The organism is Saccharothrix sp. DSM 118769, assembly GCF_052936295.1.
Genome location: NZ_CP193627.1, coordinates 6,051,106 through 6,073,293, shown reverse-complemented (window position 1 = coordinate 6,073,293; position 22,188 = coordinate 6,051,106). Strand labels below are relative to the sequence as shown.

Below are 22,188 nucleotides of genomic sequence, written 5' to 3'. Positions count from 1 at the left end.
GGATTTCGCGCGGCGACGGAGGGTGGATGGTGTCGTCGTCGATCATCTTTGCCCAGATCGTCGGATTGCGCTGTGTGCTCACGCTCAAGCTGCTTCGTTCCTCGACGCTTAGCATGGGTTGAGGCCAATGGCTGCGTGATTGGCTATCAAAGCTGCGGAAATTCGGAGGATATTGCCAGAAGTTGAGGATCGCTCAGGTGCTGTCGTATTATGACGCCATGGGGCGCGGGATGGTTATGGACGAAACCGGTAGGAGTGGGCTTCCGCTCACGCTGAGTGCGTTCGTGGGCAGGCGCGCGCTGTTGAAGGATCTGAGGCAGCGACTGACGGTCACGCGGATGGTGACGCTGACCGGTGGTCCCGGCGCGGGGAAGACCCGGTTGGCCTTGGAGCATGCTCAGGCTGTGCGGTCGGCGTATGAGCACGGCGTGTGCGTGGTCGAGTTGGCGAAGGTGTCCGAGGGCGACCGGACGCTGTTGGAGCAGGCGGTGCTGTGGGCGGTGGGGGTGCCCAGTCAGGCTGCCGATGATCCGCTGCAGACGTTGGTGGCCTATCTGCGTGACCGGCGCATGCTGTTGATCATGGACAATTGCGAGCACCTCGTGGACCAGGTCGGCGACCTGGTGGCCGTCCTGCTGCGCGACTGTCCCCATCTGCGGGTTCTGGCGACCAGTCGCACGCTGTTGGCGCTGGACGGCGAGGCGCTGGTGGTGGTGCCGCCCCTGGAGTTGCCGGACGAGGACGGCCCTCTGGACCGGGACGTGGAGTCCGTCCAGCTGTTGGTGCAGCGCGCTGCGGCCGGTGCGCCGGGCTGGCGGTTGGACGAGCGCGACTGGCCGACGGTCCGCAAGATCGTGCGGAGCACCGGCGGGTTGCCGTTGGGTATCGAACTGTTGGTCGGCCAGATGCGGTCGCTGTCGGTGGAGGTGGTCGCCGAGCGGTTGGACGCGGCCCCGCATCAGCGCAGGATGGCCGAGCTGATCCGTACCAGCTTCCAGTTGTGCACGCCGGCGGCGCAGCGGTTGTTGGCGGCGGCGTCGGTGTTCACCGGCTCGTTCGACCTGGACGCCGCGGAGCGGGTGTGCGCCGGCGACGCGCTGGCGGAGTCCGAAGTGGTCGATGCTCTGGCCGAACTGGTCGACAAGTCGTTGGTGGTGCCCTCGGACGATCGTCGGCGGTACGGGCTGCTGATGCCCATCCGGCAGTTCGCGACGACGCTGCTGGGGGAGTCGGATGACGGTGGTTCCGGTGTGCGTGCGCGTCACCGTGACCACTACAAGCAGCGCGCGGCAGGGTATGCTGCCGGGTTCCGCGGCGACAACGAGATCTCGCTGTTGCGTGAGGTCGGGCTCGACATGCCCGACCTCCGCACGGCTTTGAGTTCGGTACTGAAGGATCCGGACAGTGCTTCCCAAGGGCTGCAGATGGCCGTCGCTCTCTCGCGTAGTCGTTGGTGGACGTACTCGGGGAAATTGCCGGAGCAGTCGCTGTGGTTGCGGCGTGCCCTGCAGGCCGCCCCGGTGGACCGGTCGGGGTTGCGGGCCAGCGCGATAGCGCTCGATGCCTGGATGAAGCTATGCCTGGGGGAGGGCCGCGACGCCGTACTGGCGCGCATCGCCGACGCGGAGGCGGTGGCTCCGCACGACGAACCCGTGGCCGCGTTGCTGTTCATCCGCGGCGCGCAGGTGCTGCTGATCGACGGCGATCGCCACGGGATGGACCTGCTGCGCGAGTCCCACCGGCTGTGGGTGTCGTATGGACCCGGGGCCCTGGTCGACGCCCATCTGACGGAGATACTGCTGACGATGGGCTCGGTGCTGCTGGGCGAAGCCGCGGAGGGGCGGGCCGCGGCTGCTGCCTTCGTCGCGGAGTGCGAGCGGCTGGGCGCGGAGTGGGGGATGGCGTGGGCCCGGTGGTGCCTGGCGGTGTCGCTGGTCAGGTTCGACGACGACCCGCTCGCCGCCGTGGACGTGCTGTTGGACAGTGTGCGCGGGCAGCGTGAGATTGGTGACCGGTGGACGATCCTGTTCACGCTTCCGGTGCTGGCGTGGGCGCTGGCCCGTGCCGGACGCGAGTACGCCCGCGACGCGGCGCGATTGTTGGGGGCCGCCGACGCGCTGCACGAGGCAACCGGTATCCAGCTGTCCCGACGGCTCGAGGTGTTCGCGGCATTGCGCGAACACGCTGAGACAGCCGTCTGTGAACACCTGAGCGACGACGAGTACAACGCGGCCCACACCGCGCAGGTCGGCACCGTCGAGGACGCCTACACGCTGGTCCTCGACGGCGGCCTACGAGCCCTCGCGGAGCGGGAGCTTCGTCGGATGTCCGGCGGCCGAGCGCCCATGCCCGTGGCGGCGACCCACGTTGTCGACCGCGACACCGGCGGTCACCGGCCTCGGCCGGGCGGCGACGCGGGGACGCCGGGCGCGGTCGTTCCGCCTGCGCCTTTCACGACCTTCGAGTGGCAACTGGCCCTTCTGGTCAGCGAGGGGCTGCAGAACAAGCAGATCGCCGAGCGCCAGTTCAAGAGCCACCGGACCGTGGAGCACCAGTTGTCGATCCTGTACCGCAAGATCGATGTTGCCAACCGCATCGGTCTCATCGCCTACCTCAATGAGCATCACCGCGACTTGATCGGCAGATGAGAGCGGCGGGGTCGGTCAACCGCGCAGCGCGACACGAACTTCGGCGAACCCGTTGATTACCACGGCCGCGCCGCGGGCGAGATCCTCGGCCGGGTCGATCAGGCGCGCGGTGGGCCAACGCCTGGTCAATTCCCCCAGAGCGGTCTCGATCTCCATGGTCGCCAGACGGCTGCCGACGCAGCGGTGGGGACCGTTGCCGAATGTGGCGTGGGTGAGCGCGCCCGCCGGGCGGGCGCGGAACGGGTCGAACGTGCCGGCGTCGGCGCCGAAGGCGGCCGGATCGCGGTTCGCGGCACCCAGGTTGACCATCACGATGGCCCCCGCCGGGACCGTCACGTCGTCGAGCTCGACGTCCTCGGTGACGAGGTAGTGCGGGATGTTACGGGTGGGCGGGTCGTGGCGCAGCCCTTCCTGCACGGCGTCCGCCACGGACTCCGGCTGTTCGGCGACCCGGGACCAGCTCCCGGTGCGCAGGAGTGCCACCGCGGTGTTGGCGATCGCCGCGGTCGTGGTCTCGTGTCCCGCCGCGACCAACAGGATGGCGGTGGTCAGCACCTCGTCGACGTCTAGGCGGTCGCCGTCGACCTCACTGTGCACCAGCGCCGACAGCAGCGCCTCGTCCGGTCGTGTCCGCTTCTGCTCGATCAGCGCGGTCAGGTAGCCGGCCATCGCGTCGGACGCCGGTTTCTGCAGCTCGGGTACCTCGGTCATCATCGCCGACGACCACTGCGCCAGCTGTGACCGGTCTTCTCCCTCGGGGACGCCGAGCAGGTCGCAGATCACGGTCAGCGGCAACGGCAGCGCGAACTGCTCCACCAGATCGACCGGGCGGTCCGCGTCGAGACCGTCCAGCAGGTCGTGCACCACCTGGGTGATGCGCGGCCGCAGCGCGGCGAGCCGCTTGGCAGTCATGGCCGCCGCGACGGGGTGCCGCAGCCGGGTGTGGCGCGGCGCGTCACTGTTGATCATGCTCCGGCCGATGATGGCCGACAGGTCCTTCGGATTGCGGCCCGCAGCGGTCATGTGGCGGCCCATCGCGGCGATGATCGCCGCCGCGTCCTTGGACAGTCGCGGATCGTTGAGCAAGTCGCGTGCCTGGCGCAATCCGACGGTGAGCACGTGGACCTCGACCCCGTTGGGCTGCACAGCCACGTGCACCGGCCCCGCACGGCGGGCGGCGTCCTCGATCTCGTGGTGCCGGTACCCGCGCAGGCGGCCGCCGAGCAACAGGCCGCGGTCGGCTTCGGTGATCTGGGACGTCGCCATCTCCGGGTCGTCTCCTGGGGTCGAAATGGTTCGTCGGTGCGGCTGCCGCACACGATTCCCGTATCGCCGCGCGGTCGCATCCGGGTTGACACGGAGATCAGCGATATTGGCCAGGTGTCCCGCGTCCGCCAGGCACGAATACGCCTCGCGCTCGGCCGATGCGATTCCGCTGGTTGAACGCCCCTCGCACGTCGGGGATGCCACCCTTGATAGGCCGATCAGGCTACGTGCACTGCCGTACGTGACAGGTGCAGTACCAAGCGTGACATCTGACGGTGGTGCTTCTCCGCAACTATGCGGTTCCGGGTCGGGGTCCGTGTCGGCCCTGATGTCCGCGTCGTCTGGAATCGCGAAGCTGTTCGTCGGGTGCTGATGCGGACGGCGGTGACCCGAGTGGCCGACGGCGGCGGTCCGAACCGGTCGGCGTCCGCCGCGCCCTTGAACGGCGGAAGAATTGGAGGTGATGCGGTGTGGTGGTCGGCGACGACGAGTCGATCGGGACGCTCGAAGGGCACGTCGACGTCCTGGGTCGTGTGGTCGGGATCGTGACGTCATGGATCGAGGGGGCGGTCGACCCGCTCGGCCGGCAGTGCACCTCACAGGAAGCCGGGCGCGCCGACAGCCACACCGATCGGCACATGGCACCCGGCACGGGAACGGAGGCCCTGCGTCGTGCCGCCACGGCCGCCTCCGGCGCCGTCGACATCATCGTCGCGGCGGCCGACCGTTACGGATCACGTCACCAGATCGACGATGCGCAGCACCTCCGCAGCCGCCACGAACAGTTGCGAAGGCATGGTGACGTGTTGGATCGACTCGCTGACGTTCTCACCGATGGTGACGTGCGATCGCACCACGACCTGCGTTCGAAGGTCGGTTCGATCGCACCGCTGCTGACGGAGTTCCACCAGGCGGCCGAAAGGCTCTACTTCTCGCTCGAGCACAGGCTGGCCCTGTTGACGGCCCACTCGGAGAACAGACCGGGAGCGGACGGCCACTCCTCCCCGAACTGACCTCGCGTCGTCCACCGGCGTCGCCGCGCCACGTCGACCGGTCGACACGACAACACCCGTGTCGACCGGTCGTGACCGCCTGCCTAGGGGCGCGGCCCGCACCTCGTCGGCGCTCGAACCCCCATCTTCGTCCAAAGAACGACAAAGGGACACTCAGTGACAGACCCGATCACCCCGATCACCTTCGCGACGACAGGCGCGATGGGACCAGTCGGAGTCGCGGTGCGACTCGTCTACGACCCTGCCGACCCGTTCGCGGTCTCCGTGCATCTCCACGACTGGACCATCGAGGCCGACGTCGTGTGGGTGTTCGCGCGAGACCTGCTGGCGGCCGGTTTGACGCCCGACGAGGACGGCGCCGAGCACGGCGACGGCGACCTGATCATCACCAGGGTCAACGAGCACACCATGAAAATCACCAGAATCCTCCATGGCGACTGGATCGAGCGATCCGAACTCGTGCTCGTCTCGGCGCGGGTCCGATCGTTCATCGAAGCGTCCCGTGAACTCGTTCCCGCTGGAGGCGAGTGGGAATGGGCAACTCGATGCCCGTCTACGCCGGAAGCCGCCTTCCCCGCACGGCAGGCAGGGAAGGGCTCCTGACCTTCCGGGCAACGCGGGCACTGATCCACAGATGCCCTCGAACGGCGAACACATGTCGAACACCGTGGCACCCAATTCGCCACGGCCCCGATGCCGCTCGACGATGACGAGGCTCGGCATGAAAGCCATCCCGCACGGACGAGGAGGAGATCACGTGTGGACTGCCGACGACAACCACAGCAGGGACACCCGACCCGATGGTGCGCAGCACGAGCTACGGCCAAGCGGGGTGGAACCGTCCGGTCAGGACACCGCAGGCGGTGAGTTCGGCGCCGCCGGCAGGAACTCGGTACTCGACAGGGCATTTCAGATGCTGGACAAGGTCGCCAGCGGCGAGCGTCCGCTGAACCTGACCGAGATGAGCCGCGCCGCAAAGCTTCCACTGCCCACCACCTACCGCCTGGCGAAGGCATTGGTGAGGCTCGGCGCCCTGGAGAAGGACGCCGGTCGATACACGCTCGGCCCTGTGTGGTGGCAGTGGTGCGAGACGGCCGGACAGCACAGCGAAAGCTCACCGAACTGACCGGAAGACACCGTTGTGAGGTTGTCCCAAGGCCGGGTAGTTAAGGATTTCCGCGCTCCTGCAAGGAAGTCGGTGACCATGTCGTGGCGGCGTAGAGACCAGGAGCGATCTTGTGGATGAGTCCGCTGTCGGCCCATCGGGAAGCTGTCTGTACATGGTGTCGAGGGTGATGTCACCGAAGTGGACCGCGATGTCGCGGGGTCGCCAGAGACGGGTGGAATCTTCCTGTAACAGGATCAGAATCCGGTGCCTGCGACGCTCTGCTGGGGCGATATTGCGGTCGTCCCGAGAGGCGTTGGGCAGCGTGGGCTGCGGCTCCGGGGGTTCCAGGACGCCGATGTCGAGGGCGGTGACGGTGCGGCTTCGGCCCGGTCTGCCGTCGTCGCGACGTTCGTTGTAGCGGGAGATCGGGGATCTAACCTTGCGGGTGCTCACCCTCGGGTGTCGGGGCGGAAGGAGCGCGGCCAGGACCCGACGTGCGATGACCCCGGATTCTCCGTTGCTGTCGCTGATGATTCCGGTCGCCTGGACGACCTGATCGAGTGCGGCGTGCACGGCAATGGTGAATCCGCAGCGGTCGGGACCGGTGCCGGGCCGGGATTCCGCGGCGTCGACCATGACGGTGCGCAGGAGTTGGTAGAGCGTGAGCAGGGACCACATCTCCTGATCGAGCCCGGTCGGGTCGCCCGAGCGCAGCACGCGTCCGCCGGTGATCGTGTGACACAGGGCGTAGTACGCCGATTCGTGCTCCCACCGCTGGTGGTAGACCAACCGAAGATCGTCATGGTCCGCCCGGCGGGGGACGGCAAGTGGGGCATCGTCACCGTCGAACGCCGAGGCAGCGACCACAGGACCGAGCCATGTCCGCGCTGCCCTTGGCGGCTGGACGCCCCACCGGGGCATTCCCGCCGCAGGTGTTCCGCGACAGCGCCCGCACCACCTACGACATGGCCACCCACACTTTCGGCTGCCACGGCCCGGCCCGAACGCGTCCCCAGACCTGTGCGGGGTTCCTTCTGCGCGGAGCCTCGGACAACCTCACCGTCCGCCTGGCTTTGATCAACGGCCGGATCGATCCCGATTCGATCAGCAGCCTCGTCGGGCTCTACCCGAACTACCGCGCGATGGCCATCGCCAACGGCCTCGACCCGGACGACGCCGCATTGGTCCCATGCCGCTGCGACCGGCCGATGATCGGTCTCGACCACGAGTAGGACGACAACAGTGGCTGAGGACGACCGGCGCGACTGCTTCGCCGACATCTTCACCGTGGCATTGATCAAGGCACCATAGAGGGCGATCCCTACCGGCACTTCAGTTCCCTGGGCGGCGTCGCCCAGCACCTGGCGACCGCGCGACGCCTGGGACTGATCGACCCCGAAGACGAGCACGCTGCAACTCCTCGCGCCCAGGCGCTGTACCAACGTCATGGGCTCAACCGCCTGCCCTACGGACGCGCCTACCTGGCATGGCACGGTTCGCCGATCGTGGAAGCGGTCCTGGCCGAGTTGCTGCCCGAAATCACCTCACCCGTCGATCAAGCTCGGCACGAGGCGCGCAAGAGCTGAGGCTCACTCGCGTGCGGTTCGGGACCTCCCGATGCCCCGCGCGGGCACCGCGAGGCACCGACGGGCCTCAGCGACGATCGGCGAGGCTGTCGGGCGAGATGAGCAGGCCGTCCAGTTGGCGATGAACCGCAGTTAGTTCCGCGACGCGCTCGCCGCTTGTGGCCGAGAGCGTGAACACGGTGTGCAGCGCGACGAAGAAGGCGTTGGTTGCGCAGGCCGCGCGCTGCTCGGGGGACAACAGAGTGGTGGCGACGTGCTGTGCCTTATAGGTCCCTAGGTGCTGGTACGCCACCATGACCTCCTCGCGCACGATCACGTGGATGCTGTTCTCGCCCTGGAACGGCAGCACTGCCGAGAAGCGATGAAGTGGCCTGGTCGCTGCGAGCGGCCGGATCGCAGCCAGCTGCGGTAGCACTGGATCGACCAGATGCTGCGAAGTGGTCATCAGCACCGTGTAGTGAGGCACTCGCGACGCGCGTGCGCGGGAGGCGTTGTCGAGGGTGGGCAGGAACGGATCGGTTATCTGCTTGCGGGAGTCACGATCGGCGATGGCTAACGCGGTTTCGGCGATTCGGGTCGGAAAACCGAGCAGGTCCAGGGCGAGGCAGCTCTCCACGACGATCTCCAGCGATTCACGTGGGACGCGGCCACCGGCGCGGCGCACTTGGCTCAGACTGAGCGCGTGGGCCGGTGCCGACTCCGCCTTGCATCCGAGCACGATGGTGGCGATGTCGCTGTCGTCACACGGGACGACGGTGTCGAGAGCCGGTGAGCGTGGGCCACTGACGACCTTGTCCATCATCTGCTGTGGCGTCTCGAACGGCCGGGTCTCGTTCTGAAGGATGCTTGGCGGAGCAGTCCAGTTGCGCAGCAGCCGGTACATGATCGTGGTCATGCCGCCGCGTTCGACGATGGTCAACTCGGTGAGGTCGACCTGGTCGAGCCATTCGATGCAGGCTGACTTGTCCTGGTCGAGGTAGGCACGCAGCGCCCGGAAAACCGCGATGACATCCCGGTCGCCGGCTTGGATCGCCACACTGTGGCGGTCGCACAACGAGGCGATGTAATCGAGGGTGCGGAACAGATCGAAGGCAGGTTGTTCTTGTTCGAGCATGGCGCTCACGAGGTCTATGCCGACATTGCGCAGCAGCAGTGCGAGGTCGAATCGTCGAAGCATGCCTTCGTCGGCCGCGTCGGTGAAGCGGGCGAGGGTGCTGCGGGCGGCGGCCCAGTCGCGCAGGTGGACGCAGGCTTCAGCGAGCATCCGCAGCACCTGAAGATAGTCAGGATGGTCGGACGACCATCGGGAGAGCAGGGCTTTGGCGATGAGCCGGACCTCGGCGTTCCTGCCTTCACCGATCAGGCTGTGCAGGCGCCGCAGTTCGACGAGGTGTCCGACGGTCTCGTCGTGCGGCGCCATCTTGAGGATGTCTTCCAGTGCCGACTGCAGGGCGGCCAGTCTGGGATGGTCGGCGCCTCTCAAGCGCAGGCTCAGCACGACTGAGCAGGCCGCGGCGACGGTGCGACCGACCACTTCCCGGTCCAGCTCCAGCGCCGCAGGTACGTCGCCGAGGAGATCCTCCATCAAGGCGACGACCCGCTCGGCCGCGTCGCGCGGCGGGTCGGCGAGGTTGTAGTGAGCGGTGGCCAGACCGACCACCGTCTGTATGCGGATCAACAGGTCGGGCTGATCGGTGGAGTCGACCCACGCCAGCTCGGCGACGAGGTAGCGAGCGGCGTCGCTCCACTCGTCGAGATAGCCCAACAGCCCAGCGGTGTTGCCCCACAGCAGTGCGACATTCTTGTCCGCAGCTCCCAGGTCGATAGCGTGCTCGGACGTCTCGATGCCGTGTCCGCGCAGGCCCAGCGCCAGCCGCATCCGGCCATGCTCGGCGAAGTGTGACATCCAAGCCTGCACGTAGAACGCGGTACGGACCAGGACTTGATGGGTGAGGTTTTCGCGGTCGACGAGGCCGCGGACGGTAAACTGAACGATGTCGTTCATCGTGATCGTGTAGCCCAGTCGCACCGCCGGTTCGGCTCTGGTCGGTCCGGGCAGCGGGAATGCCTCGTCGGCACGGACCAGCGAGTCACGGTGGACCGCCCGCAGCACCTCGCCGATCGGCGGATCGTCCTGTAGGTAGGTGGGCAGGCGGTCATACACCAGAGGGCCGCTGAACTCCCAGGAGTCAGTGGTCCAGCAGGCCAGCAACAGATGCAGCGGAATCTGGCGCGAGGCCAGAAACGCCGCACTGCGCAACGCCAGCGAGGCGAGCCGTTCGGCTGGCGTTTCCCGCTCGACGATACGCTGCCAGGTCAGGGAAACGGCACCGACTACGGTCTGTGGATAGCCCTCCGGGACCGAGGGCGGGTCGCTCATCGATCGTTTCAGCAGCCGCTCGTACTGAGCGACGCGCCGCGCGAGATCACCGGTCTCCTCCGGCAGCGTGCCGACCAGATAGGCCGCAGCCAGTTCCAAGGCCAAGGGCCAGTTGTTCAGCCATGCAGCCATACCACCGAGCACGCCCCACTCTTCGTCGGTGGGGGTCCGTTGACCGAGAATCCGGCGGGCGAGCAACCGGGTCGCCTCGGCGTCGGTCATGCCGGGTACCGGCACCGTGTGCATATGCGCTCCGGCCAAGCCAGTTTGATCGGTGCTCGTCACGATCGTGTGTCCTCGTCCCCGATGGGGGATCCAGCCGCGTAGGACGGCTTGGTCGGCGCAGTTGTCGAACACCATCAGCCACGGCCTGGCAGTGCGCGCCAGCGCGACGAAGACCCGCTGCTGCACCGGCAGGCCGGTTTCGGCGTCGGTTAACACGCCTTGGCTGTGAAACCAAGCGGCGATCACCGCGAAGGACGCCTCCAGTTGCACCGGACCGGAGGCGTCGACCCACAGAATCGCGGCGTAGGCGTCGGCGTGCTCGTCGGCCCAGGCAGCGGCCATACTGCTTTTGCCGATGCCGGACAGGCCGGTCAGCAGGCACACCGGCGCGGTGTCACCGCGCACCGGCGTGGACAGGTACCGGGCCATCTGGTCCAGGAGCTTAGGGCGGGCGATGTCGGTGGCCCGCGGCCCGGCCGTCACATGCACCGCCCAGTTCCGTTCGCGCAGCAGCCCGCGTAGTTCTTCAGGGTCCGCGCCCAAGGCGTCGGTCAACTCCGTAACCGTCAGCTCGGAGGCATCAGGGCTTGCCGCCCTGGCCATCACCTCCGACACCAGGTAACCGGTCAGCAGGCCGGTGACATCCCAGCCGATCGTCGACGGCGCCACTCGATGACGCACGGCGCGGACGCGGTCGCGCACCTGTTCGCGTACCTGCTCGACGTCCCGCAGATCCAGCACCACCTTGGTGCAGCGCAGCCGCTGCCAGAACTCCTCGTCCTTATCCCGCAGTTCGTCGGCCATCCTCGACTGCGCGAGCAGCGTCAACACCTCCTCGCGCAGGTCGGCCTGTTGGTCGTCGATCAGCGCCGACAGATCTCGCAGACTCGTGGTGGCCGCCCGGTTGGTGATCAACAGGTACCTTCGTGCCGGGTGCTTCAACAGGCGCACCAGCACCTCAAAGGTGTCCAACGCACTCAGCGAGCTGCCTGGTCTGCCGCTCTTGACCTGAGCGATCGTCAGGTTGCCCTCGTCGTCGACCAAGGCGAAGTCCACGATCTCGGGGTCGGGACCGCCGGTTCGGTCGATTGTCCCTTCGATGCGAACCCCGGTGACGTCGGTGTCGTCATCGCCGACAAGGTCGAGTGCGTATTCCAAAGTACGGAGAAACTGGTATTCGAATCCCCGTACCGCGTCCTGTCCACCCACCCGTATCCCTTCAGACCCACTCGACGACATACCTTACGGCTTAAGCGAGGTCCGGCGGTTCGCTTCAAGAGGCGTTTGCGGGTCCTTGCGGAGGCAAAGGGATCAGGGGAACGGTGTCTCCGGACTCACGTGGGAACGCAGGTCGGGGTCGGGGCGGTAGGAGACGACGTAGCGCAGCGGGATTGCAAGCAGCGCGGCCTTGGCGACGGCTGCGTCGATCCACGGCTCGTCCTGCTCGATGGGGAAGTGCGGGTACGGGGTCGCGTATGAGCATGTCGGTGCGGATCGTGTCGTCGTCCTCGAACGGCTGCCAGGTCAGCCCTCCGCTGCCGCTCGGCGCACGGGACACCGCGTCGAGCAGCGCTTGGAACGAGGCGTCGGCATCGGTGTCGTCGGGCACCCACAGCTCCGGGTCGCTGCGGTCGGCTGCGGTGCGCGCTGCCGCGACCGCGGCGCTACCGGCGCCGACAGCGGCCACCTGTTCGTGCGCGTCCAACTCCCGGTCCAGGCTGCGGGGCGGGCCGGTGACGGTCGGCAACCTGTATCGCAGGTCGTGCACCCGTCGCCGCGCCGTGGTCGGTTCGGCGTAGGGGTGCACGAGGTTGGTCTCGCCGAACGAGGCGAACCAGTCGTGCGCCCCCTCGCTGAACAGATTGGCCGTGCCGTCCAGGCGCGGGTCGTTCTCGACCCCGCTGACCTCGTCGGCGAACAGCGACTCGAAGTCGATGTCCTCCAACAGGTACTCGTCCAGGACTCCGGCGCCGACGCCCGCTTCCTCGCACATCGCTTGCGTGATCGCGGGCAGTGCCGCCCGGATGATCGCCTCGGCGGTGCAGGCGGCGGCACCGCCGTGCGGGTCGGCCAGGTCCTGGGCGACCTCGACGGCGGTGACCAGCGCCTTGCGGAAGAAGCCCTCGTCATTGCCGTCCCGGGAACGGATCGGGAAGAAGCGGTGGACGAACGACTCCTCCGCCTCGCCGGCGTTGGGTGCTCCAGCGCCGGGGAAGCCGATGCCGTGCAGGTCGTCGATGCACTCGTCGACGATGCGGTGGGCAGCGGCCATCACCGCACCGCGCCGCAGTCGGGCGTTCCGGAGTGCGTCATCGGACCACGCGGACGTGTCGACATCCTCGTCCATCGCGTGGACGCTGTCGGGATCGAGGAACAGGCTCAGCGGGAGATCGGGATGGCGGACTCGGTCCGAGAGCGTCGTGAGCATCCTGCGAAGCCGGTCATGCTCGCCTTGCTGCGTCATCGGCATCCTCACCTGGTTCATACGCCCGGTGTATCCGGTATCCGGCGCCGCAACCTTACCGGTTCACCGACCGAGACGTTCGAGGGTGCGGACCCGATTATGTAGAGTCGGACTTTCCGGTGATAACAGGGTCTGCGTCATATCCGCATGCGGTTCGCCCTCGCTCACTCAGTGCCATTTATCGACCTCTCGGCATGGTGTCATTCGAGGGAACCTGGACGGTCAGGTTATTTATCTGAAATAATCTCTTTGGCGGCATCCGTGCTGGTGGAGGCGGGTGTCACGCTTATCGTCCAGCGTGTGGTCGGCGAGATGGACGGCGCGATGCCTGTGTGGGCAACATTCTGGCCGGAGGCGTTGGGCTGATCGGATTGCCTTCCTGGCGGCTGCTCCTCTACATCGCTATCGGTGGTGTTTGCGCATCGATTCGCGTCATCGGGAGTGAAGGAGGTCGGCCTTTGTGGCAATAAACGTCATGGGCCACCCCCATCTCGACGTCGACGCCGAGATCTCATGCCCGCGCTGTCGTGGGCTGCTCGGCGCGTACCCGGAGCCTCGCGTGCGGACCGCGGCATCCATATCTGCCCAGACTGCGCACACGGCGAGGTCACGCGGCCAGCGGCGGCTTCCTGCTTTGTTCGCCCGAGCTGTGGCGGGCTGGCTGCCACATCGGGAGCTGGTGAACGGTCAGCGAGCGATCTCGTCGCGGGTGTCGACCGCGTCGGCCTCGTCGGTGCCAGAGCGGCCCGGCCGCTCAAGGGATAGGACGTCATAGGACGTAACGGGTGGCGCAGCTGTGCCACCCCAGCCCCGGCGCAGCCTTGCCGTCCCAGCCCCGGCGCAGCTGCGCCACCGGTGGCAATCTGCCGGGGGTGGCAACTTGCCGGGGGTGTGGATAACTCGGCGGCCCGGTCTCGAACCCAGCGCACAGCGTCAAGACCCGGCCGACCCGGAAGATTTCACAGGCCGAAATACCGGCTTGGTTCCATTCTTTGCCCCTGATTCCATTCGTTGAAAACTTTGACACCCTGGGCGATCGATGTGACGATGCCCCTGCGAGACGAACCGGGGGACGTGAAGTCGGATGGCGGCAACAAAGCGACAGCAGTGCATCGTCGACGCTTCCGGCAGGCTGTCAATGCGCATCGAGGACGGCTGTGAGTTGGCAGGGGAAAGGACTCTCGGGACCTATGGTTATTTCGCCGGTAGCCCCTACCGCCGGTGAAATCGTATGAGCATCCGCATCATGACCTGGGTGTGGGAGCACGCCGAGGCCGCGGGCACCGATCTGCTGCTGATGCTGGCGATCGCCGACTCGGCCGACGACCAAGGACGCAACGCCTGGCCGTCGATCACCGACCTGTCCCGCAAGACCCGGCTGGACGAACGCACCGTCCAACGCCGCCTCAAACGCCTGCACGACCAGGGCCGCATCGCGATCGAGATCGGCGGCGGACGGCGCCGTAACCGCTACGCCATCCTCATGACCCCACCGCCGACCCCGACCCGCCCAGCACCGCCACAGGATCAGCCCGCCGCACCGGTAGATCGCCGGACCACCGCTGTGCCCTCCCGTCGAGGCCGCGCCCGGGAATCGGACCGGAGGTCCGACCGCGTCGACTGGCGGCAGTGGTGCGGGCGCTGCGATGGCCCCGCACCGCAGGAACGCTACGTCGACGACGGCACCGGCCTACTGGTCCCGTGCCCCTGCTGCCACCTCAAAGGGCGTGACCAGGCCGTCCGGTAGCAGTTCGCGGACTCATCCGCGAGGCAACCTCGACGATCCGGTCACGGCAGGGCCGGGGCCAGTTGAAAGGCCTGCTGTTCAACCTTCTCGACGGGCCTCGGCCCGACCGCCGTCAGCGGTCCAGCTGCCAGATGCCACGTCCCGAGGATGTCCGGCCTCTACCCGGCCGCACTTCCGTCCCGTTTGGGATAGCGGAGGATCACCCGACTTCCGTGTCGTGCGCTACATCGTTGGCCGCAGTTTCTCGACCAGTGAGGTGAGGGTGGTGATCAGCGGTGCTCCGCCGGTACAGGTGCGCCAGGCGCGGGTGAGGTAGTCGGCGGCCTTGTTCTCGCAGACGACGATGTCGGCGTAGGCGCTGGCGCAGGCCAGGTAGAGCAGGTCGGTCAGGTCGTGGGCGTGCCAGGCGTCACCTGCGTTGCGCAGCCGGATGTGCGTGGCCTCGAACACCGCGCCCAGGTAGGGCAGGGTGGCGAGGTCGTCGGCGGCTTGGCCGAACACCCAGGTGTGGAACTGGTCGGGCGTCATGCCGGATCCCGCCGCGGCCTGGGCCAGGTGTGCCTGCATGTCGACCATGACACGGGCGAAGACGATCGTGCGAGAGTCCCGGCGGGCCGCCGGGTTGTCACGCAGCGCGCCGGCCAGGTCCTGGAAGGACGCCGCCCACTTAGCAGCCAGGTCATCGGCGACGGTCCGGTCGACGGCCTCCCCGTCGAGCATCGCCGAGTACAGGCCCATCGCCCAGGTCTGCCTGCGGTGCAGCTGGGCGAGCTCCGGCGGCAGGTCGGCGATGTGCTGCGCCTCGGGGTAGTCGGCGAACAGCATCCCGGGATCGAGGGTGAACACCGCCGGGCCGGTCCGCGGCGCGGACAGGGGCGTTCCGAGGCGGCGGGCGGTCAACAGCGCCCGCAGCTCGTCCGCGCGCACACGCAGCGGATTGCGCATCTGCCAGCCACGAGACAGCTCCAGCATCAACGGCACCAGCGTCGCCCGGTACCGCGTACGCGCCGACCCGCTCTCGGCCAGGTGCGCTCCCGACAGCGGCAGCACGACGCGTCCGGCCTCGACCTGGTCGATCACCACGGCGGCGGCGTCCCGCTCGGCGGGCCGCAACTTGTCCGGGGTATGCCGGTACTGGGCGAGCTTGATCCACTGGTTCTGGTCCAGGTACACCACCGTCCGCCCGGCCAGCGACAGGGCGGTGTCCCGGCCGCCGATCTCCACCATGACCTGGCGTCCTTCGACCAGGTCCAGGGTCATGGTGTGCTCGCCCTGCTCGTAGGCGATGCGCCGGATGCCCAACTCGGGGTCGTAGGGCTGGTCACTGGGCATGGTGATCTCGCGACCGTCGTCGAGCGCGATCGTGATCGTCTCGCGCTCGACGTCCCACACCATTCGAGTCCGCCGGTGACCGGTCGAGCTGTTCATCGGTTCAGTCTCCTTCTCGTATCCCGTCGGGCCGGTCATCGACACGTCACCGCAGACGGAACGGGCGCTAGCCACGCAGGCGACGGATGGTGGCATGCGTTCGCCTGGGCTCGATGCCCATCGGGCTCGTCCACTGGCAGGCGGGACGAGACGGCACCTGCGCGTCCGGACACCGGAGTGGGGCGCGGCGGTGGCGTCGGTCAGGATCCCGGCCATGGAGGCAGCGGCAACGGCACCCGGATATGAGCAGGATCCGCAGGGCGTGTGTCGAGCCCTGCCTGGGTGGCGTAGTGGAGGATCGTGTCCCAGTCGCCCTCGATCAGGGTGTGGGCGGGGCAGTTCCTACACGGCTCGGTGTTCGTGCAGGCACTGGTGGCGTCGGTCTGGTTGCGGATGTGGTTGAAGGCGCTGAGCGGGTCGTCGGCCTTGACCAGGAACCAGGTGCCGGCCCGTTGGTCGCTGGGCAGTCCGGCGGTGACCGCGGTGCTGCGGGGTGGGCCGACGCGGTCGCCGTGGCGGCGGATCACGAAGTGGCGGTCCAGGGTGTCGACCTCGTCGTCCTCGGGCCGGTGGGCCTGGACCCAGGCCCGTGCCTGCTCGGCGGTGCCCGGTCCCCAGAGCAGCTCCACCGGGTAGCGGGTGGTCTCGAACCGGGGATCGAACCCGAGCAGTTCGTCGCGGTCGTCGACCTGCGCCCGGACGACCAGGCAGGTGGCGTCGATCGCCATGTCCTCGGTGGGCACGGAGGACACGTCGCCGATCTTCACCCGCCCGGTGTGGTCCCAGACGATGAGCTGCACCGACCGGTGCACGGGCGCGGGGTGCAGGCGCCCGCCGGGCGTGCGGGCGCCCCATAGGCAGTTGATGATCTCGGCCAGGTCATGGATGACCCGGGCGGCGTCGACGGGTGTGCCGAGGTGGTAGCCGGAAGGATGCGCGACGGCGTTGCGCAGCGCGACTTGCACGAGCTGCATGCTTCTGGTTCGTTGGCCGGGTAGGAGCCCTTCCGCGCGGGCCCAGTTCCACAGGTCGTTCAGCATGCCGTTGAACTCGTCGAGCACGCCGCCGGTGGTCAACTGGAGCTTCCACTGACTGTTTCGCCGCGTGAAGGTGGCACGGACCTTCTCGAACGAGTCGACCTGCTTGGTGCGTTTCCGCCCGCTGGAGGTGTTCACCAGGACGATGCGGTGCCGGTAGAAGGCCATGAACCGGTCGCGGAGGGCGTGCTCGACGACCAGGCGGGCGTCGTCGTCGGCGACGGTGAAGGACTCGTAGTCGAGCACGCCGCGCAGGTAGAGGGTGCGTACGCGCTCGAACCGAAGGCGGGTGCTCTCGGCGACTTCGTCCACCAGGTCGGTGCCGTCCAGCATCGCGTGCTGATGGGCCAGAGCCGACTCCGGCGTCAGTATGTGGCTGACGCCCAGTCCGTAGGGCGTGAAGAGCTGTGCGCGCTCGTCGGGCGTGCGCAACTCGTCCAGCGTGCGGGTGATCATCGACTGGCTCCCTCATCGCCTGCTGCCGACCGAGGTGGTCGGGCCGACCTGGAAGCAAGCTCAGTAGGATGCCACACCACGTGACGGTCCCGCTCGATGAATCCGACGAGGCGCCCGACGGGCGACAGGGCCGCGCATGTCCGAACGCCCGGCGGTCGTGCATAGTGGATCAGGTGCAGCGGGTGTTCCGAGCTGAGGGCTGGCTGATCACGGTTCGACGGTGGTGAGAGGGAAGCAGGGCCGGCGGGTCGATTCATGTTCCGAGCACCTGTCCGGCGCGGGTTACGGCCTCGGCAAACCAGCCTCGCTGGTCGATCCCGGACGGGGCCGAGGCTGGCGGATTAGCTGGCCTGCTGATGGCGCTGTGTTCAGTAGCATGCTGAGGTGCTCCGGCTGCTGATCGACACGAGTGCGTGGCTCGACCTCGCCAAACGACGCGACGGCCAGAAATGGATCGTGCCGATCCGGGTCCTGCACCATCAGCGGAGGCTCGATCTTCTGGTGCCGCAGCTGGTACTCGATGAGTACACGCGCAACCGCAGTCGGATCGAGACGGCGATGACAAGTAGCGTCTCCGACCGTTTCCGCCTGCTGCGCCAAGACCTCGCTGAGTACGGCGGCGCGGATCAAGCAGCATCGATAGCGTTGGTCCGCGGACTTGAGCACCAGGTGCCTCTGATCGGGGCCATGACGACTCGTAACTTCGACGAGATCGCCGAGTTGCTCGCCAACGGCGAGCCGCTGGTACCAGGTGAACACGAGCACCGGCGGGTGGTCGAGCGTGGTATCGCCAAGAAGGCTCCGTTCATCGGCACGAAGAACAGCACCGCCGACGCCATGATCATCGAGCTCTACGCCACTGCGGTACGCGCCACCGCCCCCGGCACCGGAGCCGAACTGTGCTTCATCACCTCCAACCATCGTGACTTCTCCGCACCCGACGATCACCGCAAACCACACCCCGACATCGCTGAGTTCTTCACGAACAGCACCCCTGGCGCCGCCGTCACGTCGAGCTACCACCGGGGTATCGAGGGCATCGCGCTGGCCCTTCAGCAGCACTTCGGCGAGGAGTTCGACGAACTGGTGGAGGAGTCCGACTTCCAAGAGGAGCCGCGCACCCTTGCCGAGATCTCCGACGCGGAAAAGGAGTTCTTCGACCGCGTCTGGTACGAACGGCACCTACTCTTCCGCTACCGGTACGAGCACGGCGAGGACGACCGCACCACCAAGAACACTTACGAGATGGCACTGGCGGCAGCCGAGCGCGTCACCGCCGCCCGGCCCGATCTGCACCCAGTCGACAGCGACTTCGAGTGGGGCATGTGGAACGGGAAACTCTCCGCCCTGCGCTGGGTACTCGGCGAGGAGTGGGACTCCCTCGACACCTGAACGCGCTTCAGGGCACCGCCAGGACCCAACGCCCCGCAGAAGTAACCACAATCAGCGACTAAGATGATCGCCTGCGGCATCAGGCGGGTCAGCCCGAGACCGCCCGGCTGAGCTGCAGTTCAAGCGTGGTGCCGAACGGTTCGCCACTCCTGATCGCTGAGCACCAATTCGCACAAGCAGCTACGGCTCGTTGGCGCAGGCTGCCCGACCGGCGTTCAACGGCCGGGCAGCCTGCGCTTTCGCTACGGCGCCTGTGGCGCGACGAGCACTGCTCGCAATGGGTGTTCCTCCACCTCCTCGTACCCGACGATCGCCAGCGGGTGCCGGATGCCGGTCATCGCCTGCAACGCCGTGGACACCTCCGCCAGGCTGGCCTTGACGTAGGTGTAGGTCGCGCCGTGCTTGTTCGAGGTGGGCTCGGCGTGCCCGGCGTAGGCCCGCGCCACCGCGAACCCGAAGTTGCGCTCCACCCAGGTCAACGTGGTGTGCCGCAACCAGTGGGTGCTGATCATCTGGGTGTGCACGGTGTCCACGTGCTTGCCGATGCGTCCCCACAGGGTCTCGTAGCGCTTGCGGGTCAGCGCGGTGCCGTCGTGATACCGCAGCACCGGGCTGTCCTCGTCCCGTGCACCGCGCTGGTGGGCGTGGTGGAGCAGGGTGTCCATCAGCGTCGGTGACACCGGCTGCCACCGCGACGTCATGCCCTTCTCCCGAAGCAGCACCAGGCACTGCTCCCGGTCCAAGTCCCGCAGCCGCAGCCCGAGCGCGCCGCCGCGTCGGGCCGCGGTCTCGATGTGGAACCTCAGCAGCAGCGCGTCCAGCCCGGGATCGTTGCCGGTGGTCGAGGCGACCTCCTGGATCTTCGCCACCAGATCCGGATCGAGGCTGTGTCGACGCGACCTCACCCGCTTCGGTTTCGCCACCCGCAGCATCACGTTCTGTCGCAGCGACAGCAGTTCCTCGTCCATCGCGTACCGGTACAGGCACAACAACGCGTTGTAGGTGTGCTCGGCCGCGCCCTGCCCGCCGTTGCCCGACCGCCGCTTCACCACCCCGGCCTTGATGAGCTCGAACATCCCTTGGACGTCGGAGACGGTGACCTCGTCCAGCCTTCGCTCGCCCCAGACCTCGACGATCTTGCGCCAGTAGGTGCCGTACACCCGCCGCGAGGGCGCCGGAACCGCACCCTCGACCACCGGCACGAACTCCGCGAACGTCGGCACGCGCCGCACCGTCGGAACCTCACCGCCGCCGACTCCCGCGCGCTCGGCCACCAACGCGTCGAGGTCGACCAGGTCCTCGATGCGCAGGTTCATCCGCGCCAGCAGCTGCGTGGCCATCGCCACGTCGGCCGGGTCGGGAACAGCCTCAGCCACGACGCCCACCTCCCGACTCCACGGATCCGGACACGGGCGACGCCGACGCCCCCGCCTCCGCGGCTCGATCAGAGGGGCCATCGCCGGGACCGCCAACTTGGACCCCCACGGCGCGAGCCGCGTCCACGAGTCGACGTGGGTCGGGCAGGGCGTGGTCCAGCCGTTCCTGGCCGAAGATCAGCAGCGCCGACAGCTCCGGCACCGCCCGCAGCAGCACCAGTTCACGCTGGCCGAAGGAGCACCAGTGCCGGACGGTCGCGGGGATGTGCAGGAACCGGCGGCTCTTCACCTCGTACTCGCCGCCGCGGGCGCGGCGCACCACGACCGTCCCGGCCTGCGCGGTGATGTCGATCCGCGTTCCCGCTTCCCAGCCGAGAACGTCGAACAACATCCCGCACGTCAACCGGCCCTTGTGGTCGAACACCGACGTGGAATACCGGCGCAGGTGCCGCATCCGAATCGGCGGAAGCTCGCCCGGAGCCGGTGCCGGAGTGCGCCGCAGATCCAATTCCCGGGGTACGAGCGGTTCCGCCGCAGGGATGCCCGTCCCCGCTGTCGAGGGCGTCCGTCCCGGATCCGACGGCGCGCCCGAGGGGGCGCGGCGGGTCGTTCGGCCGGGAACGAGCGCGGGGATGATCCGATCACTCAAGGTGGCCACCCCGCAGGAGGGCGGACTGCCGTCGAAGCGACTTGAACCCCCGACCGCGTGCTGCGGTCGGGGGCCGGTACTGCCATGATGGGTAGTGGGGAATTCCCCACGTTTGAGTGTCCGAGGGGGGACTTGAACCCCCACCCCCTTTCGGGGACTAGCACCTCAAGCTAGCGCGTCTGCCATTCCGCCACCCGGACCTTCGGCTTTCGCCGTGGTGTGTGCATAGATTACATGATCGTTCCCGAGTACCAAAATCGGGGGTGGGCTTCGGGTGTCGTCGGAAGGTTTGCGCAGGTCACGGTGGGGTGGACTGTGGTGGGTGTGAGGTCGTCATCTGGAGGGCTCCGTCTGGCTGCGGTGCGGGACCTGCTTGGAGGGTGTGGGCGGAAGCGGCAGGCTGGGAGGTGTTTCGCGCCGGGATGGGTGTGCCCTGGAGCCCTGTCCTGGATGCTGGGCATGGGGTTGTGTGGCGTGGGGCACGTGTAGCCGGTGTCGGGGTGAGGCTGTTCTCGTAGTCGATCGGGAATGCCTGGCCGAGGGGAGTGGCGGGGGGCGGGTGTTGTAGCGGTGTGCTCAGTCGAACACGGCCAGGCGTACTTCTCTTTCGCTGTCCCAGGTCTGGGCGCGTTGGAGGAGCTCGCGTTTGGAGGAGGCGTTGAGGCTTTCGGCGGCGGCGCTGACCGCAGAGCTGCCCACCGCGCCCATGGACCTGGTGACCCCGGCGATCGGTAGATACGTTGTGTCGCCGACGTAGTGAGTGCTGGGCAGGTCAGTGGCCTTGATCGCGGTGGTGCCGGTGGCGTAGCCGCAGCCCGGCTGGCCGATACCGCGCATGACCTGGGCGATGCGCTTGTGGTCGACGGGGTGCCGTGCAGTTCGGTGGTGATGGTCTTCCTGTGGTGGTGGCTGGACCGGGCGATCCGACGATCTGGCACGACCGCTTCGCGCCATGGCGGCGTCGGCGGTCGGAGACGAATCCGAAGCGGTTCGCCGGCGCGTTTCCTGCGGAGTGCTGGGCCGCCTTGCGCGGGATGTCGCGTTTTCTCCGGCTCGCGGAACCGCCTGCGCAGCGTTCTTGTCCGCCGGTGAACTTGACGGCGGCACGGTCGCGGTGGCGGCGGCTCCTGGCCCGGTGGTGCGTTGGCCGTCGTTGAGGCGGATCCGGTTGCGCAGTGTCTTGTGGTTGACCCCGAGGTCTCGGGCCACCGACTTGATCGTCGTACCGGGGCGGGGTCGGTAGAGCGCGACCGCCGGGGCGGGGGCCGAGGGGCTGATGGCTGGTCTCCATGATCGTCGTCGGGGTGTGCCGCCCGCGTGGGTCCCGTCAGGCTGGACAGGACCGGGGCGTGCGTCCTGCCGCCGCGGGGTGCGGGGCCGCGTCTCCGGCTGGCGTCGTCACGGGTGCCGACT

The 22,188-nt window shown here is 67.8% G+C and carries 16 protein-coding genes and 1 tRNA gene; 7 read left to right on the top strand and 10 right to left on the bottom strand.

Annotated features, from left to right (window positions below; translation table 11 throughout):
• Positions 1-182: 182 nt before the first annotated feature.
• The gene (locus ACRAKJ_RS25575) at positions 183-2,648 is read left to right on the top strand and encodes a LuxR C-terminal-related transcriptional regulator (RefSeq protein WP_438920783.1); all 2,466 of its coding nucleotides are present in this window, start codon (positions 183-185) and stop codon (positions 2,646-2,648) included.
• 15 nt (positions 2,649-2,663) lie between these two features.
• Here the strand turns inward: ACRAKJ_RS25575 and ACRAKJ_RS25570 are convergent, their stop codons facing one another.
• Positions 2,664-4,118, bottom strand: a complete 1,455-nt coding sequence (locus ACRAKJ_RS25570) for a cytochrome P450 (protein WP_438920784.1) — start codon at positions 4,116-4,118, stop codon at positions 2,664-2,666.
• A 266-nt stretch (positions 4,119-4,384) separates the two neighbouring features.
• Between ACRAKJ_RS25570 and ACRAKJ_RS25565 the strand changes: the two genes are divergently transcribed.
• The 3 genes from ACRAKJ_RS25565 (at position 4,385) to ACRAKJ_RS25555 (ending at position 6,053) form a co-directional block, all read left to right on the top strand.
• Positions 4,385-4,927 carry a hypothetical protein gene (locus ACRAKJ_RS25565; protein WP_438920785.1) on the top strand — a complete coding sequence of 181 codons (543 nt, stop codon included), beginning with the start codon at positions 4,385-4,387 and terminating at the stop codon, positions 4,925-4,927.
• Positions 4,928-5,083: 156 nt separating this feature from the next.
• Entirely contained in the window at positions 5,084-5,530 is a 447-nt protein-coding gene (locus ACRAKJ_RS25560; protein WP_438920786.1) for an SsgA family sporulation/cell division regulator, read from the top strand.
• Between the two features lie 154 nt (positions 5,531-5,684).
• A complete protein-coding gene (locus ACRAKJ_RS25555; RefSeq protein WP_438920787.1) occupies positions 5,685-6,053 on the top strand; it encodes a helix-turn-helix domain-containing protein in 369 nt (122 codons plus the stop codon).
• Here the strand turns inward: ACRAKJ_RS25555 and ACRAKJ_RS25550 are convergent.
• Positions 6,042-6,824 (bottom strand): hypothetical protein, encoded by a 783-nt coding sequence (locus tag ACRAKJ_RS25550; protein ID WP_438920788.1) that lies wholly within the window; start codon positions 6,822-6,824, stop codon positions 6,042-6,044. The two genes, ACRAKJ_RS25555 and ACRAKJ_RS25550, sit on opposite strands and share 12 nt — an antisense overlap.
• A gap of 89 nt (positions 6,825-6,913) precedes the next feature.
• Here ACRAKJ_RS25550 and ACRAKJ_RS25545 point away from each other — a divergent pair, with 89 nt between their 5' ends.
• Positions 6,914-7,267, top strand: a complete 354-nt coding sequence (locus ACRAKJ_RS25545) for a DUF6283 family protein (protein WP_438920789.1) — start codon at positions 6,914-6,916, stop codon at positions 7,265-7,267.
• A gap of 421 nt (positions 7,268-7,688) precedes the next feature.
• On the opposite strand, the gene ACRAKJ_RS25540 is transcribed toward ACRAKJ_RS25545, so the two are convergent.
• Together ACRAKJ_RS25540 and ACRAKJ_RS25535 are read right to left on the bottom strand one after the other, a co-directional pair.
• On the bottom strand, positions 7,689-11,435 hold the full coding sequence (locus ACRAKJ_RS25540) for a hypothetical protein (protein WP_438920790.1): 3,747 nt from the start codon (positions 11,433-11,435) through the stop codon (positions 7,689-7,691).
• A gap of 64 nt (positions 11,436-11,499) precedes the next feature.
• Positions 11,500-12,690 carry a hypothetical protein gene (locus ACRAKJ_RS25535; RefSeq protein WP_438920791.1) on the bottom strand — a complete coding sequence of 397 codons (1,191 nt, stop codon included), beginning with the start codon at positions 12,688-12,690 and terminating at the stop codon, positions 11,500-11,502.
• A gap of 1,231 nt (positions 12,691-13,921) precedes the next feature.
• Here ACRAKJ_RS25535 and ACRAKJ_RS25530 point away from each other — a divergent pair.
• A complete protein-coding gene (locus ACRAKJ_RS25530; protein ID WP_438920792.1) occupies positions 13,922-14,437 on the top strand; it encodes a helix-turn-helix domain-containing protein in 516 nt (171 codons plus the stop codon).
• Between the two features lie 222 nt (positions 14,438-14,659).
• Here ACRAKJ_RS25530 and ACRAKJ_RS25525 read toward each other — a convergent pair whose 3' ends face one another.
• Both ACRAKJ_RS25525 and ACRAKJ_RS25520 read right to left on the bottom strand, forming a co-directional pair.
• Positions 14,660-15,865, bottom strand: a complete 1,206-nt coding sequence (locus tag ACRAKJ_RS25525; RefSeq protein ID WP_438920793.1) for a hypothetical protein — start codon at positions 15,863-15,865, stop codon at positions 14,660-14,662.
• Positions 15,866-16,065: 200 nt separating this feature from the next.
• Entirely contained in the window at positions 16,066-17,334 is a 1,269-nt protein-coding gene (locus ACRAKJ_RS25520) for a hypothetical protein (protein WP_447008692.1), read from the bottom strand.
• A 408-nt stretch (positions 17,335-17,742) separates the two neighbouring features.
• Here ACRAKJ_RS25520 and ACRAKJ_RS25515 point away from each other — a divergent pair, with 408 nt between their 5' ends.
• Positions 17,743-18,750 carry a PIN domain-containing protein gene (locus ACRAKJ_RS25515; protein ID WP_438920795.1) on the top strand — a complete coding sequence of 336 codons (1,008 nt, stop codon included), beginning with the start codon at positions 17,743-17,745 and terminating at the stop codon, positions 18,748-18,750.
• Between the two features lie 242 nt (positions 18,751-18,992).
• Here the strand turns inward: ACRAKJ_RS25515 and ACRAKJ_RS25510 are convergent, their stop codons facing one another.
• The 4 genes from ACRAKJ_RS25510 to ACRAKJ_RS25495 form a co-directional block, all read right to left on the bottom strand.
• Entirely contained in the window at positions 18,993-20,126 is a 1,134-nt protein-coding gene (locus ACRAKJ_RS25510) for a tyrosine-type recombinase/integrase (RefSeq protein WP_438920796.1), read from the bottom strand.
• The gene (locus ACRAKJ_RS25505) at positions 20,119-20,550 is read right to left on the bottom strand and encodes a hypothetical protein (protein ID WP_438920797.1); all 432 of its coding nucleotides are present in this window, start codon (positions 20,548-20,550) and stop codon (positions 20,119-20,121) included. The genes ACRAKJ_RS25510 and ACRAKJ_RS25505 overlap by 8 nt, the downstream gene beginning before the upstream one ends.
• A gap of 342 nt (positions 20,551-20,892) precedes the next feature.
• A tRNA-Leu gene (locus ACRAKJ_RS25500) sits at positions 20,893-20,975 on the bottom strand.
• Positions 20,976-21,351: 376 nt separating this feature from the next.
• The gene (locus tag ACRAKJ_RS25495; RefSeq protein WP_438920798.1) at positions 21,352-21,984 is read right to left on the bottom strand and encodes a hypothetical protein; all 633 of its coding nucleotides are present in this window, start codon (positions 21,982-21,984) and stop codon (positions 21,352-21,354) included.
• Between the last annotated feature and the right edge of the window lie 204 nt (positions 21,985-22,188).